Origin of the sequence: Sphingobium sp. LB126, assembly GCF_002795205.1 — a bacterium.
In the GTDB taxonomy this organism is placed as follows: Bacteria; Pseudomonadota; Alphaproteobacteria; order Sphingomonadales; family Sphingomonadaceae; genus Sphingobium; species Sphingobium chungbukense.
Genome location: NZ_NETV01000002.1, coordinates 662,582 through 685,418 on the forward strand (window position 1 = coordinate 662,582; position 22,837 = coordinate 685,418).

Here is a 22,837-nt window from a genome sequence, read left to right on the forward strand (position 1 = left end):
TCTCGCCCTGGAAGGGATGTCGGTTGACATCCCTTCCCTTTTCATGGGTAGTTTCTTCATGGTTCATCCCGTCCGTAACATCGTGATCGTCGGCGGCGGGACCGCCGGATGGCTGACCGCGGGGGTGATTGCCGCCCGTCATGGCAGCCGCCTCGGCAACGACTTCACCGTAACGCTGGTCGAGTCCCCCAACACGCCGATCATCGGGGTGGGCGAAGGGACTTGGCCGACGCTGCGGACCACCCTGTCGCGCATGGGGATTTCCGAAACCGACCTCTTCCGCGAATGCGACGCCGCCTTCAAGCAAGGGGCCCGCTTCGCCCGCTGGACGACGGGGGAACGGGACGACGGCTATTATCACCCCCTCATGCTGCCCCAGAATTTCGGGCAGGTGAACCTTGCCCCCCATTGGTTGGCGGGCGCAGGGGACGAAAGTTTCTGCGACAGCGTCTGTTCGCAGGGGCGCATCTGCGACGACGGCCTGGCCCCCAAGACCATCGCCACCGCCGAATATGATGCGCTCGCCAACTATGCCTATCATCTGGACGCGGGCAAGTTCGCGCCCTTCCTCCAACGCCATTGCTGCGAAAAGCTGGGCGTGCGCCATGTCCTGGCCGATGTCGAACAGGTGCTGATGAAGGAGGATGGCGACATCCGTGCCATCCGCACCACCCAGGCCGGCGAGATCGAGGGCGATCTGTTCGTCGATTGCACCGGATTCAAGGCGCTGCTGATCGAAGGCGCGATGAAGGTGCCCTTCAAGGATTGCAACGACATACTGTTTTGCGACACCGCGCTCGCGATGCAGGTGCCCTATGAGCGGCCCAACAGCCCGATGGCATCACACACCATCTCCACGGCGCAGAGCGCGGGCTGGATCTGGGACATCGGCCTGCCGACCCGGCGCGGCATCGGCCATGTCTATTCCAGCAACCATATTTCGGACGAAGAAGCGGAGCGCGAATTGCGCGCCTATATCGGTCCGCTGGCCGAGGGGCTCAGCGCACGGAAGATCGCGATCCGGTCCGGCCATCGCGAAACATTCTGGAAGGGCAATTGCGTTGCGGTGGGCCTGGCCGCCGGATTCCTGGAACCGCTCGAAGCCTCCGCCATCGTCCTCATCGAACTGTCGGCCAAGATCATCGCGGAGCAGATGCCCGCCTGCCGCGAGGTGATGGACATCATCGCCTCGCGCTTCAACGCGACGACCCATTATCGCTGGGGCCGCATCATCGATTTCCTGAAGCTCCATTATGCACTGACGAAGCGCACCGACAGCGATTTCTGGCGCGACAATGTGCGGGACGAGACCATGCCGGACCGGTTGAAGGAATTGATGCTGCTCTGGCGCTACCAGTCGCCCTGGTTCCTCGACGAGTTCGACCGGGTGGAGGAAGTGTTCCCCGCGGCAAGCTACCAATATGTGCTGTACGGCATGGGCTTCCGCACGGAGGTCGACCGCGCTGCCCTGGCGCGCGACACGCATCTGGCCGATCGCGCCCGGCGGGAGAACAGGAACATGACCGCGAAGCTTCGCGCGGGCCTGCCGCGCCATCGCGACCTGATCGACAAGATCGTGACCCACGGATTACAGCCGGTCTGACTGCCGCGATTTCATCTGCCTTCAGGCCAAGCCATTGGTCGCACGCGATTGCACTCATTATATGGTAGCGCTATCGAAACATGAATAACCAGAGAGGATCAGCATGCCCATGAAGTTGCGCGCATTGGAAACCCTGCCGCTTGCCATCGCATTGCTCACTGCGGGATGCCAGCAGTCGCAGCCGGCAAACGAGGCCCGACCGGCAAAGGAAACGAAACGCGACGCGTCCGAATATCTTTCGCAGCCGCTGGTGAAGGACATCTACACCGCCGACCCGTCCGCCCATGTTTGGAACGGGAAGATCTACGTCTATCCCAGCCATGACATTGACGGTCCGACGCCGGAGGACGATCTGGGCAGCCATTTCGAGATGCACGACTATCGCATCCTAGCGATGGACAGGATCGGCGGCCCCGTGACCATCGGCCCGGTGGCGCTCGACGTCAAGGACGTGCCCTGGGCGGACAAGCAGATGTGGGCGCCCGACGCCGCCTACAGGAACGGCACCTATTATCTCTATTTCCCGGCCAAGGACAAGGCGGGCGCCTTCCGCATCGGCGTCGCCACGTCAAAGGACCCGATGGGTCCGTTCAAGGCGCAGCCGCAGCCGATCAAGGGCAGCTATTCGATCGACCCCGCCGTCTTCACCGATGACGACGGGTCGAGCTACATGTATTTCGGCGGCATCTGGGGCGGCCAGCTTCAGCGCAATATCGACGGCAAATATGATCCCGATGGATCGAAGACCGACCTGGGCCAGGACGACAAGCCCGCGCTGGCGCCGCGCGTGGCGAAGCTGACCGGCGACATGCTGGAATTCACCGAAACGCCGCGGGCGGTCCAGATCCTCGATAAAAAGGGCAAGCCTTTGCTGGGCGGCGATCACGACCGCCGCTTCTTCGAGGCATCGTGGATGCACAAATATAAGGGCAAATATTATTTCAGCTATTCGACCGGCGACACCCATTATCTCGCCTATGCCGTCGGTGATTCTCCCTATGGGCCCTTCACCTATAAAGGCCGCATCCTGGAGCCGGTGGAAGGCTGGACCACGCATCATTCGATCGTCGAGTGGAACGGGAAATGGTGGCTCTTCTATGCCGACAGCCAATTGTCAGGCCAGACCCGCCTGCGCAACGTCAAGGTGACCGAGCTTCATTATAATCCGGACGGCACGATCCGCACCATCAATCCCTTCGTCGCCAAGGGCGCGAAGGACGGCGCCGCCCATTGAGCGCGCCGGGCGCGGGGGAAGTGCCATCCCCCGCGCCCTACCAACCCAGCATAAGAGAATAGGCGACGCCGAAACCGGCGTGCCGTTGGGGAGACAGACATGAAAACCGCTTCCGCCCTGCGCATGGCCGGCGCGATATTGTGCCTCACGACATCCGCGATCGCCCATGCGCAGGCCATGGATGTATGGACGGAGGCGAACGGCAAGGCACGTGCCATCGTCGACAGGCTGACGCTGGACGAAAAGGTCGCGCAACTTTTGAACGTCGCGCCCGCCATTCCGCGCCTCGACATCCCGGCCTATAATTGGTGGACAGAATCCCTGCACGGCGCGATCGGCGCGGTCCCCACCACCAATTTCCCCGAACCCATCGGCCTTGCCGCCACCTTCGACGCGCCGCTGATCGAACGGGTCGCCGCCACCATCAGCACCGAAGTCCGCGCATTGCACAGCCTGGGGCGGCAGACCGGACATATCGGCCGGATCGGCACCGGCCTCGACACCTGGTCGCCCAATATCAACATCTTCCGCGATCCGCGCTGGGGCCGAGGACAGGAAACCTATGGCGAAGACCCTTATCTGACCGCACGGATCGGCGTCGCCTTCATCCGGGGCATGCAGGGGGACAGTCCCGACCTGCCCCACGTGGTCGCCACGCCGAAGCATTTCGCGGTCCATAGCGGTCCGGAACCCAGCCGCCATACGGACAATATCTTCGCCACCCCGCACGATCTGGAGGATAGCTATCTCCCCGCCTTCCGCGCCGCCATAGTGGAGGGCAAGGCCGGATCGATCATGTGCGCCTATAACCGAGTCGACGGACAACCGGCCTGCGGCAGTCATATGCTGCTCCAGGATTATCTGCGCGGCGCCTGGGGCTTCAAGGGCTATGTCGTGTCCGATTGCGATGCCGTCGTCGATATTTACGACCATCATAAATATGCGCCCGACGCCGCGACCGGGGTCGCGGTGGCATTGCGCTATGGCGTCGACAACGAATGCAACAATGCGACGCTGGGTGGTCGTACCGATCTTGGCGACAGGTACAAGGATTCGCTGGCGCGCGGTCATATCAGCATGAATGACATCGACACGGCGCTCGTCCGGCTCTTTTCCGCGCGATACCGCAATGGCGACCTGGCAGGCCTGTCCTCCCGCAAACCCAATGCGACGCCGCCCGACGCGATCGGTACGCCCGATCATCAGGCCCTGGCCCTGGCTACGGCGGAAAAGAGCCTTGTCCTGCTCAAGAATGACGGCATCCTGCCGCTGAAGCCAGGCACGAAGATCGCCCTCGCCGGCCCGTTGGCGGATGCGACCCGCGTGCTGCGCGGCAATTATTCCTCCGCCAAGAGCGCGCCGCCCATTTCGGTCGCTGACGGCCTGAAGCAGGTGATGGGCGGGGGCGCCGTGACCGTCATCCCCTTCACCCCGTCGATCACCGACGGCGATCTCGTCCCCGGCACCGCGCTGCTGACGCCGGACGGGAAGCCCGGCATCAAGGCCGAATATTTCAACGTAGCGGGCAAGGACCGCTTCGCCACCAGGCCGGTGCTGACCCGCACTGAAACCAGCATCGTCTCACGCGCGGCCGAATTCAGGCAGGTATCGGACCGCCATCAGGTCCGCTGGAGCGGCTATCTGGTCGCACCGGAAACCGGCCTCTATCGCCTGGCCCTGACCGGGGTGACTGGCGACGTCTCGATCAACGGCAGACCGATCGTCTCCGCCAGTGAATATTCGCGCTGGGCCGAACCGCTCAAGCTGGTCGACGTCCGCATGACGAAGGGCGAACGCTTCGCCATCCGCCTCCAGGGCGAAAGCGGCGTCGCCGCTAGCCCGGCGATCTTCTGGAAACGTGTCACCGACGATCTGGACCGCGATCTGGCGGCGGGGACGAAGGACGCCGATGTCGTCGTGGCGGTGGTCGGCCTGACCTCCGACCTGGAGGGCGAGGAAATGCCCGTCAAGGTCGAGGGCTTCGATGGCGGCGACAAGACCACGCTGGACCTGCCCGCTGACCAGCGCGCCTTTCTGGAAAAGGCCAGGGCGCTCGGCAAGCCGCTGGTCGTCGTCGCCATGAACGGCAGCGCCATCGACCTGTCCTGGGCGAAGGACAATGCCGCCGCCATCGTCGAGGCCTGGTATCCCGGCCAGTCCGGCGGGCTTGCCGTCGGCAACGTCCTGTCGGGCAAGGCCGATCCGGGCGGGCGCCTGCCCGTCACCTTCTACCGGAGTGTGAACGACCTGCCGCCCTTCACCGACTATGGGATGGAAGGGCGCACCTATCGCTATTTCAAGGGCAAGCCGGTCTATCCCTTCGGCCATGGCCTCAGCTACACCAGCTTCCGCTATGCGCCGCTGGCGGTCGAGCCGGTGAACGGCTCGGTCGAAAACGGACTGCGGGTTCGCACCGCCGTCACGAACACGGGCGCGCGGGCGGGCGATGACATCGCGCAACTCTACATCACGCCACCGCGCTTCGAGGGCGCGCCGCGTATCGCCCTGCGCGGCTTCCAGCGGATAACGCTGAAGCCCGGAGAGACGAGGAATGTCGAGTTCACACTCAGTCCGCGCGACCTCAGCTTCGTCACCATGGCGGGTGAGCGGGGACTGATACCGGGCGACTATAGCCTGAGCGTCGGCAGCGGCCAGCCGGACGATGCCGTGCAGAGCCAGCAGGCCCGCTACAGCGTCGTCCGGATGGTCTCCCTCCCCAAATAAATTTCGCCCATTCTCCCGCCATTTTCCGAAGAGGACGGACATGATCAAGACCCTGCGCCGCACGACCGCCGCGCTGCTTCTATGCGCCAGCGCATGGGCGGCGACCACGGCCAACGCCGATACCGATGGCCGGCCGACCGCCGTCACCATCCATGCCGACAGGCCCGGCCCGGTCTATGACCGCCGTATCTTCACGCAATTTGCCGAGCATCTGGGCCATGGCATCTATGGCGGCCTGTGGGTCGGCAATGACCGGTCGATCCCCAACACCAACGGCTTCCGCAATGACGTCGTGGCGGCGCTGCGCAATCTGTCCGTGCCGGTCATCCGCTGGCCCGGCGGATGTTTCGCCGACGAATATCATTGGCGCGAGGGGATCGGGCCAAAGGCCCGGCGCCCCGTCAAGGTCAACACCAACTGGGGCGGCGTGACCGAGCCCAATAGCGTGGGCACCCACGAATATTTCGAACTGCTGCGGCAGGTGGGTGCTGAAGCCTATATCTCCGGCAATGTGGGTAACGGCACACCGCAGGAAATGGCGGAGTGGGTGGAATATATCACCGCGCCCGCGGGCAGCCTGGCCGATGAGCGCGCGAAGAACGGACACAAGCAACCCTGGGCGCTCCCAGCCTTCGGCATCGGCAACGAGTTGTGGGGATGCGGCGGCAATATGCGGCCCGAATATGCCGCTGACGTCACCAAGCGTTACGCCACCTTCATCAAGGTCCCCGCCGGCACCAAGACGGTGAAGATCGCGTCGGGCGCGAACGGAGACGATTATAACTGGACCGAGGTGATGATGCGCGAAGCGGGCAAGCATCTCGATGCGCTGTCGCTCCATTATTACACCCTGCCCCAGGGCGGATGGCCTCCCAAGGCCGATCCGGTCGATTTCGACGAGGCCGGCTGGGCGGACACGCTGGCGGCGACGTGGCGGATGGACGATCTGATTGCCGGTCACAGCAAGGTGATGGACAAATATGATCCGGCCAAGCGCGTGTTCCTGGCGGTCGACGAATGGGGCACCTGGTACGCGCCCGACCCCGGCACCAATCCCGGCTTCCTGCGGCAGCAGAATACGCTGCGCGATGCGCTGGTGGCTTCGATCCATCTCGACATTTTCGCCAAACATGCCGACCGCGTCCGCATGACCGCCATCGCGCAGATGGTGAACGTGCTCCAGGCGATGATCCTGACCGAAGGCAGGAAGATGGTGCTGACCCCCACCTACCATGTCTTCGAGATGTACAAGCCCTGGCAGGACGCGACGGTGCTGCCGATCGACATCGACACGCCCTGGTACAACAAGGACAGGTTCGTGATGCCCGCCATCAGCGGATCGGCGGTCCGGGCAAAGGACGGCAAGGTCCATGTCGGCCTGTCCAACCTCGATCCCAACCAGAGCAACATGGTCACGGTGAAGCTGGATGGGTTGAACGCGGCGAGCGTGTCGGGCCGCATCCTGACGGCCTCGGCGATCAATGCGCACAACAGCTTCGACGATCCGCAAGTCGTGAAGCCCGCCCCCTTCACCGGCGCGCAGATTGCAAACGGCGTGTTGACCGTCGCCCTGCCGCCCAAATCGGTGGTGGTGCTCGAACTGCGATAACGACCGACAATAACCGGAGGATGACATGAAGGATCTGTCTGCACGCAAGAGAGTATGGCGTTTCCCGGCCGCGCATATGATCGCGCTCGGTCTCGCCACCTGCACCCTCTCCCTGTCCGCACAGGGATGGGCACAGGACGACAGGATGACTCCCATCGCCGTTCCGGCCCAGCCCGACGCGATCGAACTGGGCACCGGCGCACTCCCCGGCGCCACAGCGAAGGAATCCTGGCACACCCAATATGGCAGCCGGTTCGCACGGAACGTGACGGTTGCGACGCTGACGCCTTTCCTGCCCGATCCGGCCAAGGCGTCGGGTGCGGCGGTCGTCGTGGCGCCGGGCGGCGGTTTCCGCACCCTTTCCATGGACAATGAGGGCTATGACGTCGCACGGGCGCTGGCCGCGCGAGGTGTCGCCGCCTTCGTACTCAAATATCGGTTGCGCCAGACACCCGCCGACATGGCGGGCTTCGAGCAGTCCATGAAGGAAATGTTCTCCGGCGCCGCACGCGCGCCCCTGCCCGTACCCAGTGCGGCGGCGAACGACCTTGCCCCGCAACTCGCCGATTCCACTGCCGCCTTCCGCCTGATCCGCACCCGTGCGGCGCAATGGCATGTCGACCCCGACCGGATCGGCATGATCGGCTTTTCCGCAGGCGCCATGTTGACCATGGCGACGACCCTGTCGACCAAGGAGGCGAAACCCGCCTTCATCGGAAATATCTATGGACCGCTGGGCAGCATGACGGTGCCGCAGGACGCGCCACCGATGTTCGCCGCGATCGCCGCCGACGATCCGCTGTTCGGCAATCGCGACTTCAAGCTGATCGACGACTGGCGCACGGCGCATCGGCCCGTGGAGTTCCACCTCTATGAGCAGGGTGGCCATGGTTTCGGCATGTATCCAAAGTCCACCACCAGCACCGGCTGGTTCGATGCCTTCGTGCGTTGGATCGACATGCACGGCATGCTTGGCCGCAAGCATCAACCGTGATGGGGGAAAGGCCCTAACCCACAGCGGATAACATTCCTCCGTTGCTCGCCGGAACATCCTCCAACCATCCATTGTTCCGGCGGGTGGGAGCCAGTAGAGATGGGCCATGAGTTTGCTCTCGGCAGCCCTTCTCGCGCTCGCGATCGTCCTGCTGCTGTTCGGAATCGCGACCGTCGTGGAAAGACGCGGTGGCCTGCCGCTCGGCCGCCATGATCTGCGCCACGGCGCCTATGCGCTCGCGCTGGGAGTCTATTGTTCGAGCTGGACCTTCTACGGCGCGGTCGGAAGCGCGGTACGCGACGGATGGCACTATCTGCCCATCTATCTCGCGCCCATCTGCCTGCTGATCGTCGCCCCCCGCTTCCTGCGCCGGCTTGCCGAGGCGGTCGCGCAGGAGCAGGCAACGACCGTATCCGACTTCATCGCCGCGCGCTTCGGTCATGATGTGGTCGTGGCGCGCCTCGTCACGGTCATCGCCTTGCTGGGAACGGTCCCCTATGTCGCGTTGCAATTCCGATCCATCGGGGCAGCGATCTCGATCGTGACGGGCCGTCCCGTCGCGACCCTGGCCATGCTGACCGCCGCCTGGCTATTGTCCCTGTTCGCCATGCTGTTCGGCGCCCGGCGGTTCGAACTGGCCGGGCGCAGCGAAGGCTTGGTCTATGCGATCGGCATCGAATCGCTGCTCAAGATCATTGCCCTGACGACGGTCGCGGTCTTCGCCCTCGTCCTGCTGGGTCAGGCAGACGCCACAGGCCTCACGCGGGGCATCGCCATTCTCTCGGCCAATTTTCGGCCGGAACGGCTGTCGATCGAGGTCGGCATCATCTTTCTCATCTCGCTCATGGCGGTGGTTGTCCTGCCGAGGCAATTCTACATGGGCCTGGTCGAGGCCCGCGAGCCGGGCGATCTCGTCGGTGCCCGCTGGGGACTGGCCGCCTATCTGGGCGCGATGGCGGTCATGGTGCTGCCGGTCGCGCTGGCGGGCGCAAGCCTGCTGCACAACGCACAGCCCGATCTCTACATGCTCCAACTGCCCGAAATGGAGGGACAGGGCATCATCCTTGCGCTCGCATTGCTGGGCGGGATCGCTGCTGCGGCATCGATGGTCGTCGTCGATTCGACCGCGCTTGCGACCATGGTTTCGAACGACCTCCTCTTTCCCACGTTGCTGGCGCGAGAGAATGGCGCGGAGGCCGGCGCAGGAACGCTCGGCCGCCGGATGCTTCTGGTGCGCCGCTTCTCGATCGTCGCCATCATCGTGGCGGCGCTCGCCTGGGCGCTGCTCGTTTCGGCCGAACAGTCGCTCGCCTCGATCGGGCTCGTCGCCTTCGCGGCCATGGCGCAGTTCACGCCGCACCTGATCCTCGCCACTTATGCGCCGGGGCGCGATGCCCTCGCGGCGCGGGCCAGCCTTGCCGTAGGGCTCATCATCTGGTTCTACACCCTCGCCCTGCCGCCCATCCTGCCTTCCGCCGGGCTGGCCGCGCTCGCGGGAAGCGCGCTCGACCCCCTGCGCCTGTTCGGCATCGGAGCCGCCTCTCCACTGGTCCATGGCGTGGCATGGAGCCTCGGCGCCAACCTTCTCGTCTTCGCGCTTGTCGCGGCACGCAAGGTGAAGGCGCCTGTCCTTCCGCGCCTCGGCAGCCAGCGTCCGATCACCGACCTTGCCGAACTCGCGCAGCTTGCCGCCAGCTTCATCGGTGAAGAGGAGGCGGCCCGGGAATTTCCGGCAGCGGCGCGCGGCACGCCGATCGACAGGCGTTCGGCGCAACGTGCACGCACGCTGATCGCCCGCGTAGTCGGCGCCTCATCGGCGCGCGCGCTCGTGACCTCGGCATTGGCGGGCGGGCAGATCAGCCTGTCCGACGTCACCCGGCTGCTCGGGGAACGCGGGCAATCGCTTCGCTTTTCGCGCGAGTTGTTGGCCGCGACCTTCGAGCATATCGATGCCGGCATCAGCGTCGTCGATGCCGACATGAACCTGATCGCCTGGAACAGCCAATATCTCGACCTGTTCGACTTTCCACCGGGCTTTCTTCGGGTGGGCGTGCCGATAGCGGAACTGATCCGCTATAATGGGAGACTGGGCGATTTCGGGACCGAGGATATCGAATTCCACGTCAGGAAGCGCTTGCGCCATATGCGCCGGGGGCTGCCGCACAGTTTCGAACGGCGGCGCAAGGACGGCCGCGTCATCAAGACGATTGGCGGCCCGATGCCGGGCGGCGGCTATGTGACCAGCTTCATCGACATTACCGAGGACGCGCGCATTCGCGATGAATTGGGCCGGACGCTGGCGGAACTGGAAACGCGCGTCGCGGACCGCACGCGAGAGCTTAGCGACACCAATTCGCGGCTCGCCGAAGCGACGCGGGACAAGACCCGTTTCCTTGCCGCCGCTAGCCACGATCTGCTCCAGCCGCTTCACGCCGCACGCCTGTTCACGGCCGCCCTGCAACGCGAGGTTGACGGAACGCCGCATATGCTGGCCAATCGCATCGAGGGCGCGATCATCGCGGCGGAGGCCCTGCTTCGCGCGCTTCTCGACATCAGCAAACTCGACGCCGGCGGGGTCGAACCCAAGCCTGAGCCGATCGATCTTCGCCCTTTTCTCACCAGCCTCGCGGACGGGTTCGCTCCCATGGCGAAGGAAAAGGGACTACGCCTGCGGACCGGCCCGTTGAGCGGTCATCTCGATACGGATCCCGGCCTGCTGCGATCGGTATTGCAGAATTTCGTGTCCAACGCCCTGCGCTACACGCAGCATGGCGGGGTCCTGATCGGCGTCAGACGCAAAGGCGGCATGGTCAGGATCGACATCGTCGACACCGGCATCGGCATAGCCGCCGACCAGATCGAAGCGATCTTCGGCGAGTTCACCCGCCTCGGCGCGCTGGATGTCGATGGATTGGGCCTTGGCCTGGCCCTCTCCCGCCGGATCGTCCGACTGATCGGCGGCAGCATCGAAGTGCATTCCGTTCCCGGAAAGGGCAGCCGGTTCAGCCTGCTCATGCCGGCCGGCACGGGGCAGGCCGCATCGGAATCCGCGCCCATCCTGGAGGTCCCCATACCGAAGGAAAGAAATCTGGCCGTGCTCGTGGTCGATGACGATCCGATGATCGTGGCGGCGACGCAGGCGCTGCTTTCCAGTCTCGGCCACCGGACCATGACTGCCGGAGATGGCGAGACCGCCCGACATTTGGCGCACGAAGCAGACGCCGCTTTGGTGGACTTCCAGCTTGGCGCGGACGAAGATGGCCTTGCCCTCATCGCGGCGTTACGCCGCGAACATCCGGGATTGCCCGCGGCGCTTGTCACGGCGGAGGATGAGGCGAACCTTGCCCCGCGGGCCGCCATGCTCGACATCGCCTTCATCGCCAAGCCCGCCGCGCCCGAAGCCATTTCGGCCTTCCTCGCCCGCGTCAGTGGTTGAGATCGAGCCCCAGCGAACGTGCCACCAACGCGGCCTGGGTGCGGTTCTGCACATTCAGCTTGCGCATGATCGTCGTCATATGCGCCTTGACCGTCGCCTCGCTGATCATGAGATTATGCGCGATCTCCTTGTTCAGCTTGCCGTTCAGCACTTCCAGAAGGACCTTCAACTGGGTCGGCGTCAGTGACGCGACCTCCTTCTGAACGGCATCTTCCGGCCGTTCCGGCGGAGCCGGAAGCCGGTGGCCGCCCATGGCGCGCGTGATCGCCGTCTCGATCGCAGGCAGGTCGCTATCCTTGGAGAGAAAGCCGACCGCACCCAGCGCCCGCGCTTCCTCCGCCGCCTTCGCGCCGTCGGCGCTCGAAACGACGAGGATCGGCACATCGGGCTGCTCGGCATGCAGGAGTGCAATGCCCGAATAGCCCACCGCGCCCGGCATCTTGAGGTCGAGCAGGATGAGGCGCAGGCCCGCCGCGCCGCCCGCCGCTCCCACGGCGGCGGCGAGCGTGCCCGCTTCGATGATGCTGGCTTGCGGAGCGACCTTCATCACCGCCACCGCCAGAGCCTGGCGGAAAAGCGGGTGGTCGTCCGCGATGAGAATCGTCTCTATTGCGCCTCTTCCATCCGTGGTCTGTTTGCCAGCAGATTATCGACCACGGCGGGATCGGCAAGCGTAGACGTGTCGCCGAGGCTGGAGACGTCGTTTTCCGCGATCTTCCTCAGGATGCGTCGCATGATCTTGCCAGACCGCGTCTTGGGCAGACCGGGTGCGAACTGCACCACGTCCGGCGAGGCGATCGGGCCGATTTCGCTGCGTACCCAGCGGATCAGTTCGCCACGCAGAGCATCGTCCGGCTCGACATCGGCATTGGTCGTGACATAGGCATAGATGCCCTGCCCCTTGACGTCGTGCGGCATGCCGACGACGGCGGCTTCGGCCACCTTGGGATGCGCGACCAAGGCGCTCTCGATTTCCGCTGTGCCCATGCGATGGCCGGACACGTTGATGACGTCGTCGATGCGGCCGGTGATCCAATAATAGCCGTCCTCGTCCCGCCGGCATCCGTCGCCGGTGAAATAGCGTCCCGGAAAGGTCGTGAAATAGGTCTGGAAGAAGCGGTCATGGTCGCCCCAGACGGTGCGCATCTGTCCCGGCCAGCTATCCGCGAGCACAAGACAGCCTTCCCCCGCCCCCTCGATCAGCCGCCCGTCGCCATCGACCAGTTCGGGCTTCACGCCGAACATGGGCAGCGTCGCGGAGCCGGGCTTCAATGCCGTGGCCCCCGGCAGCGGGCTGATCATCGCGCCGCCCGTCTCGGTCTGCCACCAGGTATCGACGATGGGGCAGCGGCCCTCGCCCACGACATGATGATACCATTCCCATGCCTCAGGGTTTATCGGTTCGCCGACGCTGCCGAGCAGCCGCAACGTCTTGCGGCTGGTCTTGCGCACCCATTCGTCCCCCTCCCGCATCAACGCGCGCAGGGCCGTGGGAGCGCCGTAGAAAATCTCCACGCCGAACTTGTCGACCACCTGCCAGAAGCGGGAGGCATCGGGGAAATTGGGCACGCCCTCGAACATCACGCTGGTCGCGCCGTTCATCAGCGGCCCATAGACGACATAGCTGTGACCCGTGACCCATCCGATATCGGCGGCGCACCAGTAGATCTGGCCGGGCCGGTAATCGAACACATATTCATGCGTCATCGCCGCCCACACGGCATAGCCGCCGGTCGTATGCAGCACGCCCTTGGGTTTGCCGGTCGAACCCGATGTGTACAGGATGAAAAGCGGGTCCTCGGCGCCCATTTCCTCCGGCTCGCACGTCGAAGGCTGGTCCTCGACCGCCGTGGCCCAGTCGATGTCGCGGCCTTCGACCATCGCCACCTCGGCCCCTGTACGCCGCAGCATGATGACCGTCTCGACATCGGGGCAATGGGCGAGTGCGGCATCGACATTGGCCTTGAGGGGAACCTTCTTGCCACCGCGCAACCCCTCATCGGCGGTCACGACGATGCGGCTCGAACAATCCTCGATACGCCCGGCGAGCGCTTCGGGAGAGAAACCGGCGAAGACGATCGAGTGGATGGCGCCGATGCGCGCGCAAGCCAGCATCGCCACCGCCGCTTCGGGCACCATGGGGAGGTAGAGGGTGACGCGATCCCCCCGCTTCACGCCCCGCGCCTTGAGCAGATTGGCGAAACGGCATACCGCTTCATGCAATTCGCGATAGCTGATGCGCCGCTCAGGCTCCGCCGGATCGTCGGGTTCCCAGAGGATCGCGATGGCATCGCCACGCTCAGCCAGATGACGATCCAGGCAATTGGCGGACAGATTGAGCGTACCGTCCGCGAACCAGCTTATACCGAAATCCTCCTCCGAAAAGCTCGTCGCCTTGACCTGGCTGAACGGCTGCATCCAGTCGAGACGCTGCGCCTCCTCCGCCCAAAAACGCTCCGGATCGGTGATCGAATGCGCATACATCTGCTGGTATCGCGCGGCGTCGACCAGCGCGTCGTTCGCCCACGGGTTGGGAACGGGATAAATGCCCTGGTCCATAATATAGCACTCCTCTCCTTGATCGCCACCGATCCGTGGGCGGCATTCTAGACGCCGCGCGATCGCATCGGACCCCCGACCAAAGTCGAATATCCCCGACCATGGTTCGGCTGTCGCATCGCCGCGGCATGCGCGATCCTCTCCCCAGCCGGAAAACAAACCGGTCCATGGAGAGGACAATGCCAAAGCCAAACGGACCATTTTTTCGCGTCCTGCTGGGAGCGACGGCACTCGCCGCACCCCAACTGGCCGGCGCGCAAGCCACGAAGGAGACGGAACTGGCGGCGCGTCTTGAGCGGCTGGAGAGCGAAGTCACCCAGCTTCGGACCGAACTCGCCGCCGCGCGCAACCAGCAGGACGAAACCGCGGCCACCGCCGCAAACGCCGTCCGCAAGAGCGACGAGACGTCCGCCCAAGTGACCAGGCTGGCGGATAGCACGCCCAAGCTCGGCTTCCGCTCGGGCAATACCAATGTCGTCCTGTCCGGCTATGTGAAGCTGCTCGCCAGCAGCGCGCGATACAGCGGCGGCGACGACCCGAGCAACACGCTCGGCCGCGACCTCTATCTGCCCCAGTCGGTCCCGGTCTTCAATCCCGCATTCCCGACGTCGCCTACCCGCGTCACCGACTTTTCCGCAAAGCAGACCCGCTTCTGGGTGGACGCCACCACAAAGCTCGGCAAGCATGCGCTCAAGGCCTATATCGAATTCGACTTCCAGGCCGCCCCCGGCACCCCGCAGGCGCTGGGCCAGGGGACGCAGCGCACGACCAACGCCTATGACCTCGCCATGCGGCGCGCCCTCATCCAGTTCGACCGCTGGACGTTCGGCCAGGATTTCACCAATTTCTCCAACCCGGCGGTTTTCCCCGAGAGCACGGATTATGTCGGCGGCGTCGACGGCCTGATCTTCGTGCGTCAGCCGATGGTGCGCTACAGCCTGCCGCTGAGCCACGGCCTGACCCTCCACCTGGCCGCCGAAAACCCGGAAACCGCTTCAGCGACGGTCGGAGCGCCCGCCCTCATCGAAAATGGCCAGGACCATGCACCCGACATGACCGGCCGCCTCGAATATGCTGGTGCATTCGGCTTCCTCAACCTCGCTGTGCTGGGCCGCCAATTGCGCGTCGACAATGCGAAGGCGGGCGCCGCCCACATCGTCGATTCCCGCGTCGGATGGGGCATCAGCACCTCCGGCAAGATTTTCCTGGATGACAAGCATGGCAGCGACATTCGCTTCCAGGCGACCTATGGTGAAGGGATCGGACGCTATCTCGGCCTGAACTTCGGGCCCGATGCGGTCCTCCAGACCAACGGGCAGCTTGCGGGCGTCCGCAACCTCGCGCTGTTCGGTGCGGGCCGCTATGCGCTGAACGATCAGTGGCGCGTCAATCTGATCGCCAGCTATCAGCGCATCTTCTACGCCGACACGCTCGACCCGGCGACGACTGCGGGTATCGCCATGTTCAATCGTCAGGCATGGAGTGTCGCGGGCAACCTCTTCTATTCCCCGGTGAAGAATGTGGACCTCGGCATCGAGTACCGCCACGGCGAGCGCCGGCTCGTCAACGATCTCAACGGCCACGTCGATCGCTTCGACGTCGCGGCGAAATATAATTTCTGACAGGAGGGACTGTTATGGCTTCGACATATGACGGACTGCCAAAGCACCACCAGGCGACGCGAAGCGAGAAGCTGATCATCACCGCCAGCTCGCTCGGCACCGTGTTCGAATGGTATGATTTCTATCTCTACGGCCTGCTGACCGCGATCATCGCGGCGCAGTTCCTGACGGGTCTCAACCCGACGACCTCCTTCATCATGGCGCTGCTGATCTTCGCATCGGGGTTCATCGTCCGCCCCTTCGGCGCGATCGTCTTCGGCCGCATCGGGGACCTGTTCGGGCGGCGATACACGTTCATCATCACGCTGCTCGTCATGGGCCTCTCCACCTTCCTGGTGGGTTGCCTTCCCACCTACAAATCGGTCGGCGTCGCCGCGCCGATCATGCTGGTGGTGCTGCGCATGTTCCAGGGCCTGGCGCTGGGCGGCGAATATGGCGGCGCGGCGACCTATGTCGCGGAGCATGCGCCCCACAACAGACGCGGCTTCTACACGAGCTGGATTCAGATCACCGCGACCGCCGGCCTCGCCATGGCGCTGCTGATCGTCATCGGCGTCCGTTCGCCCATCACCGGCGTAGGCGAGGAAGCGTTCAAGGACTGGGGCTGGCGCATTCCCTATCTGGTCTCCGGCCTGTTCCTGATCGTCGGCCTGTGGCTGCGGCTGAAGCTGCATGAATCGCCCGTCTTCCAGAAGATGAAGGCGGAGGGCACCGGCTCCAAATCCCCGATCAAGGAAGCGTTCGGCCAGTGGAAGAACCTCAAGATCGTGTTCATCGCCTTTTTCGGCGCGATCGCGGGTCAGGCGGTGGTCTGGTATTGCGGCCAGCTCTATGCGCTGTTCTTCCTGGAAAAGATGCTGAAGATCGACGGCCTGACCGCCAACACGCTCATCATCGTCGCGCTGCTGATGGCTGCCCCCTTCTTCCTCTTCTTCGGCTGGCTGTCCGACCGGATCGGCCGCAAGCCCATCATCCTTTCGGGCTGCGCACTGGCCGCGCTGACCTTGTTCCCGGTCTTCCACATGCTCACCGACGCCGCCAATCCGGCGCTCGCCCGGGCACAGGCGGCCGCGCCCGTGACCGTGACCGCCAATCCGGCGGAATGCTCTTCGCAGTTCGATCCGGTCGGCGCGAACAAGTTTGACAAGACGAGTTGCGACATCGTCAAGAACGCGCTGGCCAAGGCGGGCGTGAACTACACCAATGTCGCCGCCGCGCCCGGTACCGTCGCGACGGTCGCCGTCGGTGATAAAAACTTCACCGCCCCCGATCCGTCCCGGCTTTCGGGTGAGGAGAAGAAAGCGGCCATCGCGGCCTTCACCGCCCAACTGATCGGCGCGCCCGCCACCCCGGCAAAGGCGGCCGAGGGCGACAAGCCCGCCGTCGCCGCCCAGCCGGCGGTCGAGGGGGAACTCGCCAGGGTCGGCTATCCCGGCAAGGCAAACCCGGCCGAGATCAACAAGCCGCTCGTCGTCGCCCTGCTCTTCTACCTCGTATTGCTGGTGACGATGGTTTACGGTCCGATCGCCGCGATGCTCGTGGAATTGTTCCCCAGCCGCATCCGCTACTCCTCCATGTCGCTGCCCTATCATATCGGCAACGGGTGGCTGGGCGGGCTGCTGCCGGCCATCGGCTTCGCGATGGTCGCGGCCACCGGCGACATCTATTACGGCCTCTGGTATCCGGTGGTGGTGGCTGCGGCGACCGTCGTCCTGGGGCTGATCTTCCTGCCCGAAACCTTCCGGCGGAATATCGACGCCTGAAGCAAGCCCGGCCGGCGCATCTCATCCCCCGCAGACACGGGATGGGACACGCCGGCGACAGGTCATGATGCTCCAGCGCGAACCGCTCCAAGCAGATCAGCGCGCGGCGGCCTTTCCCAATAGGGAGGGTCGCCAAAGCTTGTGCGCAGACTTTCGGCCAGAGCGCGGATCTTGGCCGTGGCTCCATGATCGCGCGGATAGGTAAGAAACAGTTCGGCGCCCTCGGCTTGCACGCCACAATCAATCTCGACCAGCGATCCGTTCGCGATCGCGTCATGCACGAAGAATGTCGGCAGCAGCGCTATGCCAAGCCCGGCGGCGGCGGCATCGCGCATGACCAGACCATTATTGACCCTCAGACTCGCTCGCGGGCGAACCACGGTCCAACCGGAAGGACCGCCAAAACGCCAATCACCGGCCCTGTTCGCGTATAATATACCCGCATGATATTCCAGTTCCGCCAGCGAGGCCGGACGCCCCGCCCGCTCAAGATATTCGGGAGCGGCCACGAGCAGGCGGCGGCTCGTCGCGAGGCGACGGGCAATGAGGCGGCCATCCCCGATCGCACCATGCCGCAACACAGCATCGAACCCCCCGGTGGCGGCGTCGACGAAGCTGTCATCCAGTTCCAGCGAAACCTCTATCTCGGGATGACCGCGAAGGAAGCTGGTCAAGGCGGGCGTGAGATGCAGGATACCGAAACCGACGGGAGCGGAAAGTCTGAGCGGTCCCGCCAATTTTCCGCTGGATGCCGCCAGTTCGGCCGAAGCCTCCTCGGCCTCGCGCAGGAGGCGCTGCGCCCGCGGCAGGAAGGTCTGGCCACTATTCGTCAGGGTCAGCTTGCGCGTCGAGCGCTGGATCAAGGTCGCGCCCAGCGTTCGTTCGAGTTCCGCCAGCCGTTCGCTCACCACTGATTTTGCAAGGCCCAGCCGCCGCGATGCCGCACTGATGGACCCCGCCTCAACGGTGGCGAAGAATGCAGCAACGCCGTCCAGCTTCATCATCGTTCGGGTTTTCCGTCTTCTACTTCCAGGATTTGCCGTCTAGTCCGAACGATGCGCGCACGTCATCTACAAGTCCAGAGAGCAACCGACTCTATCATCCTGATCGAAGGAGGCATGTATGAATGACTTCACCGGAAAGAATATCCTGATCCTCGGCGGTAGCCGGGGGATCGGCGCCGCCATCGTCCACCGCTTCGCCGCTGGCGGCGGCGGTGTGGCCTTCACCTATGCCGGTTCCCGCGATGCTGCCGAAGCACTCGCCGCGGAAACGGGGGCTGAAGCGATCCGGACGGACAGTGCCGATCGCGACGCGCTGATCGCCACCATCGCCGGTCGCGGCGCGCTGGATGTCATCGTCATCAACGCCGGAACGCTTGTGCTTGGCGATCCGCTGACGCTCGACCCGGACGATATCGACCGTATGATCGACATCAATGTGCGGGCACCCTATCACGCGGCGGTTGAAGCCGCCCGGCACATGAACGCCAATGGCCGTATCATCGTCATCGGTTCGGTGAACGGCGACCGGATGCCCTTTGCGGGCGGGGCCGCCTACGCCCTCACCAAAGCGGCGATGCAGGGCATGGTCCGCGGATTGGCACGGGATTTCGGTGATCGCGGCATTACCGTGAACAGCATCCAGCCGGGGCCGACCGACAGCGAGATGAACCCCGCGGAAGGGCCGATGGCCGCCACCATGCACGGTTTCATGGCGATCAAGCGCCATGCACGGCCGCAAGAGATCGCGGAACTCGCCGCCTATATCGCCGGGCCGAACGGCGCCATGATCACCGGTTCCATGCAGACGATCGACGGTGGTTTCGGCGCGTGACACGATAGCTGTCGCTTCGTCGGGCAAAGCAGGCAGAGAGCCGCAGGGGCATATCGAACAGGCCGTCGCGGCTCTCTGAAACAACAGTTCTCGGAGAATGGCATCGTAATGGAGTAGGATGAAAGTCCGTCGACCGCTCAGTCACTCGAAAGTCGCGATGCACTCCACTTCCAATGGCGCGCCCAGCGCCAGACCATCCGCCCCGAAGGCGCTGCGCGCCGGCAGGCGCTTGCCCTCGAAATAGGGGACGTACACGGCATTGAAGCGCGGCCAGTCTGCCATGTCATCCAGCATGACCGTGCACTTGACCACCTTGCCGAAATCGAGGCCATTATCCGCCAATATCTTGCCGATGGAATCCATCGCGTTTCTCACCGCCGCGTCGAAGCCTTCCTTGTGCGGGTCCATCCCGGCCGGAACCTGGCCGATCTGGCCGGACATGTAGAGCGTGTTGCCGACGCGCACCGACGGCGAAAAGGGCAGTTTGGCAGGAAGCGTCTGGGCAACGGCCGGCCCGGCGACGAGGAGGGCCAAAAGCGTGGCGATTTTCATCATGGCGTGTCTCCAATGACGGGTCGTTCGGAAAGAAAGGCATCGTCTCGTATCATTCCGCGCTGCCACCCGCTTTGGCGACGCGCTTGACGTCCGCTTCCGTAACCGGCTGGGCATAGCTGTTACCGAAATGAGTCCGGACATAGGTGATGACTGCCGCCATCTGCGCTGAGGAAAGCATGTCGCCCATCGGTGGCATCGCACCCTTGCCTTTCGTCACCACCGCGATCGGATAGGCGGGGTCGGCCAGCTGCTTGTCCTTCGCCAGGGCGGGAATGGCGCCGCCCCCACTGCCCATGGCATCTGGCATATGACAGGCGGCACAAATCTGCTTGTAGACCTTCTCGCCATCGGCCGCCTTGTTCTTTGCCTGCACGCCGCCCGGCGTATCGGCATGACCCGGCGCGGCGAGGAGGGCCAATAGCGGCGGGATGAGGATCAGGGCGCGGCGCAGGCTCATGCCGCCTGCGTCCGTTGGTGGATGCGCGTGATCGCGTCGAGGCCGGAGAGCAGCGATCCTTCCATCCAGCCGCCATAATAGCTGGCATGTTCGCCCGCCAGAACCACGCGGCCGTCAATGGCGACCAGATTCTGGTAATGCGCTGCCCGGTTCTCCTCGCTCCAGCGCGAAGTGCATCCCAATATCCAGGGCACGCGGCTCCAGGGGACGGAAACGCCGTTCAGAAACTCCTTGCGATATTGCGGATGGAAGATTTCACCCTGGGCCAGCGCCGCCTCGATCCGCTCCTGCGGGGTCATGCCGGTCAGTTCGAACGCCCCGGCATCGCGGGCGAAGGCACCCAGCAATACCGCCGGCCCGCTGGAGAAGAAGCGGTCATTGGGATAGGATAGCTGTGCGATCGGCTGGTCGGTGAAGCTGTGACCGCCATAGATATTATCGTCCTCCTCCCAGAATCGGCGCTTGAACTCCAGCCCCATCTTGAGCTGTCCCGCATAGGGCACCGCCTTCATCGCCGCCGCCAGTTTCGGCCCCACCTGCATCTCGACCTGGCTGATGATCGAGAGCGGAATGGTGCACACGCACCAATCGGCACTGACGCTGTTCATCTTGCCGCTGGGCACGTCCTTGTAGCTGACGGTCACGCCCTTTCCGTTCTGAGCGACCTTCGTGACTTTCGCATTATAGGTGATGAGCTTGCCGACCTGGGCAGCGAAGGCCTTGCCGATCATGTCCATGCCGCCCACAGGCTGGAACATCGTCGTCTGCATCACATAGTTGAAATAGAAGCTCATGGCCGTCCACACCTGCGGGTCGAGCACGTCGCCGAGCTTCGCAATCTGCGACGGCACGGGGGCGCCATCCACGCCGCCGCCCGGCGGGCGATCATATCCGCGCTGGGCGGAGACGGCGACGCTGCTGGTATAGGCCATATTGTCGTCGAGCACACCCCAATGCCGCAAAGCCTCCAGCAGCTTTTCCTTGTCCTCCGCGCTCACGCTGCCGTCCAGCACCTTGGCATTCGCCGCCTTCGCCAGCAGTTCGGAGGTATGTCCGCGGAAGTCGGTCGCCACCGCCTTGTAACGCTGCGGCTTGCCTCCGAAGGCCTCGCTCGAATGGATGAAGCCGTTATGATTGAGCTGAATGAACGGTTCGAGCGCGACGCCGAACTGCCTGCAATAATGCAGCAGGCAATTGTGATGGTGCGGAATGCGCCAGGGACCAGGGTTGATGTAATTGCCAGGTCCGAACTGTACCTTTTGAACGGCGCCGCTGCTTTCGGTGAAAGTGTCTCCGCCGCGCAATGTATAGTTGCGACCGCCCGGACGATCCTGAAACTCCAATATCTTGACCTGATACCCGGCCTTCTCCAGTTCATAGGCTGCGACCATGCCGGCCAAGCCCGCGCCCAGCACGACGACCGAGGCGCCGGGTCTTGCACCGGACAGAACGGGCGGGCCGCTAAATTGCGTTTCGGCGGCATGGCCCAGCGTGGTCATCGCCTGATACATGGCCGCGGCGCCGCCCATCTTTCCGATCAGGGTCAATAGCTGGCGGCGGCTGGGCTGCGTGACATCCTTCATGAAAACCCCCTGTAGACGGGAAGGAAATCGGACTGCGGTCGTTTCACCCATGGACCGCCATCCCGTGAACAGGCTCAGGGAGCCTTGGCGGCAATCGCCTCGATCTCGATCAGTTGCTGCGGCCGTGCGAGACCCGCGATCTGGAAGGCCGATCGCGTGGGAAGATTGGGTTGTTCGGCTGTGCCGAAGAACTTCTTATAGGCCCGCGTCATGCCGTCCCGGTCCATCTTCCCGCCGAGCGCCGGATCGCCCACTAGGAAGACGGTCAGCTTAACGACATCGCCCATGCCCAGCCCCATCTCCGCAAGCTGCGCTTTCATCTTGGTGAAGATGGACATCGCTTGCGCTTCAGTGTCGCCGAAAGCGCCGGGGCTTTCCACGTCCTTCGGATCGATCGGCGCACCGGTTGCACCCGACAGAAAATAGATGCTGCTGCCGGGCGGGACGACGGCAGCGCTGGCAATCATGGCACCAGGAGCCTGCTTGTGTTCGACCGTCGCCGCATGGGCGGCAAGGGGGAAAGACGTCAAAGCCGCCATCGCAATCCCGAAATGAGAAAATCTCAAAACCGACAAAGTCGTCATGACGTCCCCCTATTTCCCAAAGTGCCGATATTTGTACAAGGGGAACGATGAAGAGAGGGAAATCCGCCATTGCCGGGTCAGGACAGGGGAGTTGGATGGAACCGATATTTCATCGGCCCAGGCCGAGGGCGAGCAAAACCCCAGCCTTCCATTGCCCCAATTCCATCGCCTGGAAGGAACTTTCCCGATCCTAAAGCGTAACGCCCCCGTCGCATGCGGAAAAATCCGTGCGAAGGGGGGCTATCAATGATGTCACGGACTTGGGTTTCCGGGGGAGC

General features: G+C 64.0%; 16 protein-coding genes. 9 read left to right on the plus strand and 7 right to left on the minus strand.

The window, feature by feature from the left end; all coding sequences use genetic code 11:
• The first annotated feature begins 58 nt into the window (after nt 1-58).
• The 6 genes from CAF53_RS19155 (at nt 59) to CAF53_RS19180 (ending at nt 11,600) form a co-directional block, all read left to right on the plus strand.
• A complete protein-coding gene (locus CAF53_RS19155) occupies nt 59-1,603 on the plus strand; it encodes a tryptophan halogenase family protein (RefSeq protein WP_242443523.1) in 1,545 nt (514 codons plus the stop codon).
• Between the two features lie 103 nt (nt 1,604-1,706).
• Nucleotides 1,707-2,837, plus strand: coding sequence for a glycoside hydrolase family 43 protein (locus CAF53_RS19160; RefSeq protein ID WP_100239235.1), 1,131 nt, complete (start codon nt 1,707-1,709; stop codon nt 2,835-2,837).
• 99 nt (nt 2,838-2,936) lie between these two features.
• Nucleotides 2,937-5,561, plus strand: coding sequence for a glycoside hydrolase family 3 C-terminal domain-containing protein (locus CAF53_RS19165; RefSeq protein ID WP_100239236.1), 2,625 nt, complete (start codon nt 2,937-2,939; stop codon nt 5,559-5,561).
• Between the two features lie 40 nt (nt 5,562-5,601).
• Nucleotides 5,602-7,170 carry an alpha-L-arabinofuranosidase C-terminal domain-containing protein gene (locus tag CAF53_RS19170; RefSeq protein WP_100239237.1) on the plus strand — a complete coding sequence of 523 codons (1,569 nt, stop codon included), beginning with the start codon at nt 5,602-5,604 and terminating at the stop codon, nt 7,168-7,170.
• A 25-nt stretch (nt 7,171-7,195) separates the two neighbouring features.
• Entirely contained in the window at nt 7,196-8,164 is a 969-nt protein-coding gene (locus CAF53_RS19175; protein WP_100239238.1) for an alpha/beta hydrolase, read from the plus strand.
• Between the two features lie 106 nt (nt 8,165-8,270).
• On the plus strand, nt 8,271-11,600 hold the full coding sequence (locus CAF53_RS19180) for a PAS-domain containing protein (RefSeq protein ID WP_100239239.1): 3,330 nt from the start codon (nt 8,271-8,273) through the stop codon (nt 11,598-11,600).
• Here the strand turns inward: CAF53_RS19180 and CAF53_RS19185 are convergent.
• Together CAF53_RS19185 and acs are read right to left on the minus strand one after the other, a co-directional pair.
• Nucleotides 11,590-12,210 carry a response regulator transcription factor gene (locus CAF53_RS19185; protein WP_046764183.1) on the minus strand — a complete coding sequence of 207 codons (621 nt, stop codon included), beginning with the start codon at nt 12,208-12,210 and terminating at the stop codon, nt 11,590-11,592. The genes CAF53_RS19180 and CAF53_RS19185 overlap by 11 nt on opposite strands.
• Nucleotides 12,207-14,159: an acetate--CoA ligase gene (acs, locus tag CAF53_RS19190; RefSeq protein WP_100239240.1), complete on the minus strand. Its 1,953-nt coding sequence runs from the start codon at nt 14,157-14,159 to the stop codon at nt 12,207-12,209. The genes CAF53_RS19185 and acs overlap by 4 nt, the downstream gene beginning before the upstream one ends.
• Before the next feature lie 179 nt (nt 14,160-14,338).
• On the opposite strand from acs, the gene CAF53_RS19195 reads away from it, so the two are divergent.
• Nucleotides 14,339-15,781 (plus strand): DcaP family trimeric outer membrane transporter, encoded by a 1,443-nt coding sequence (locus tag CAF53_RS19195; RefSeq protein ID WP_100239241.1) that lies wholly within the window; start codon nt 14,339-14,341, stop codon nt 15,779-15,781.
• Nucleotides 15,782-15,795: 14 nt separating this feature from the next.
• On the plus strand, nt 15,796-17,544 hold the full coding sequence (locus tag CAF53_RS19200; RefSeq protein WP_100239242.1) for an MFS transporter: 1,749 nt from the start codon (nt 15,796-15,798) through the stop codon (nt 17,542-17,544).
• 62 nt (nt 17,545-17,606) lie between these two features.
• On the opposite strand, the gene CAF53_RS19205 is transcribed toward CAF53_RS19200, so the two are convergent.
• Complete coding sequence (locus CAF53_RS19205) at nt 17,607-18,548, minus strand: LysR family transcriptional regulator (RefSeq protein WP_100239243.1); 942 nt, start codon at nt 18,546-18,548, stop codon at nt 17,607-17,609.
• Between the two features lie 118 nt (nt 18,549-18,666).
• Between CAF53_RS19205 and bdcA the strand changes: the two genes are divergently transcribed.
• Complete coding sequence (gene bdcA / locus CAF53_RS19210; protein WP_046764186.1) at nt 18,667-19,380, plus strand: SDR family oxidoreductase; 714 nt, start codon at nt 18,667-18,669, stop codon at nt 19,378-19,380.
• A gap of 141 nt (nt 19,381-19,521) precedes the next feature.
• Here the strand turns inward: bdcA and CAF53_RS19215 are convergent, their stop codons facing one another.
• The 4 genes from CAF53_RS19215 to CAF53_RS19230 form a co-directional block, all read right to left on the minus strand.
• The gene (locus CAF53_RS19215; RefSeq protein WP_100239244.1) at nt 19,522-19,935 is read right to left on the minus strand and encodes a RidA family protein; all 414 of its coding nucleotides are present in this window, start codon (nt 19,933-19,935) and stop codon (nt 19,522-19,524) included.
• 49 nt (nt 19,936-19,984) lie between these two features.
• On the minus strand, nt 19,985-20,392 hold the full coding sequence (locus CAF53_RS19220; protein ID WP_100239245.1) for a cytochrome c: 408 nt from the start codon (nt 20,390-20,392) through the stop codon (nt 19,985-19,987).
• Nucleotides 20,389-21,975 carry a flavin monoamine oxidase family protein gene (locus CAF53_RS19225; RefSeq protein WP_046764189.1) on the minus strand — a complete coding sequence of 529 codons (1,587 nt, stop codon included), beginning with the start codon at nt 21,973-21,975 and terminating at the stop codon, nt 20,389-20,391. Before CAF53_RS19225 ends, CAF53_RS19220 begins: the two co-directional genes overlap by 4 nt.
• A gap of 74 nt (nt 21,976-22,049) precedes the next feature.
• A complete protein-coding gene (locus tag CAF53_RS19230; RefSeq protein WP_100239564.1) occupies nt 22,050-22,514 on the minus strand; it encodes a RidA family protein in 465 nt (154 codons plus the stop codon).
• Nucleotides 22,515-22,837 lie beyond the last annotated feature (323 nt).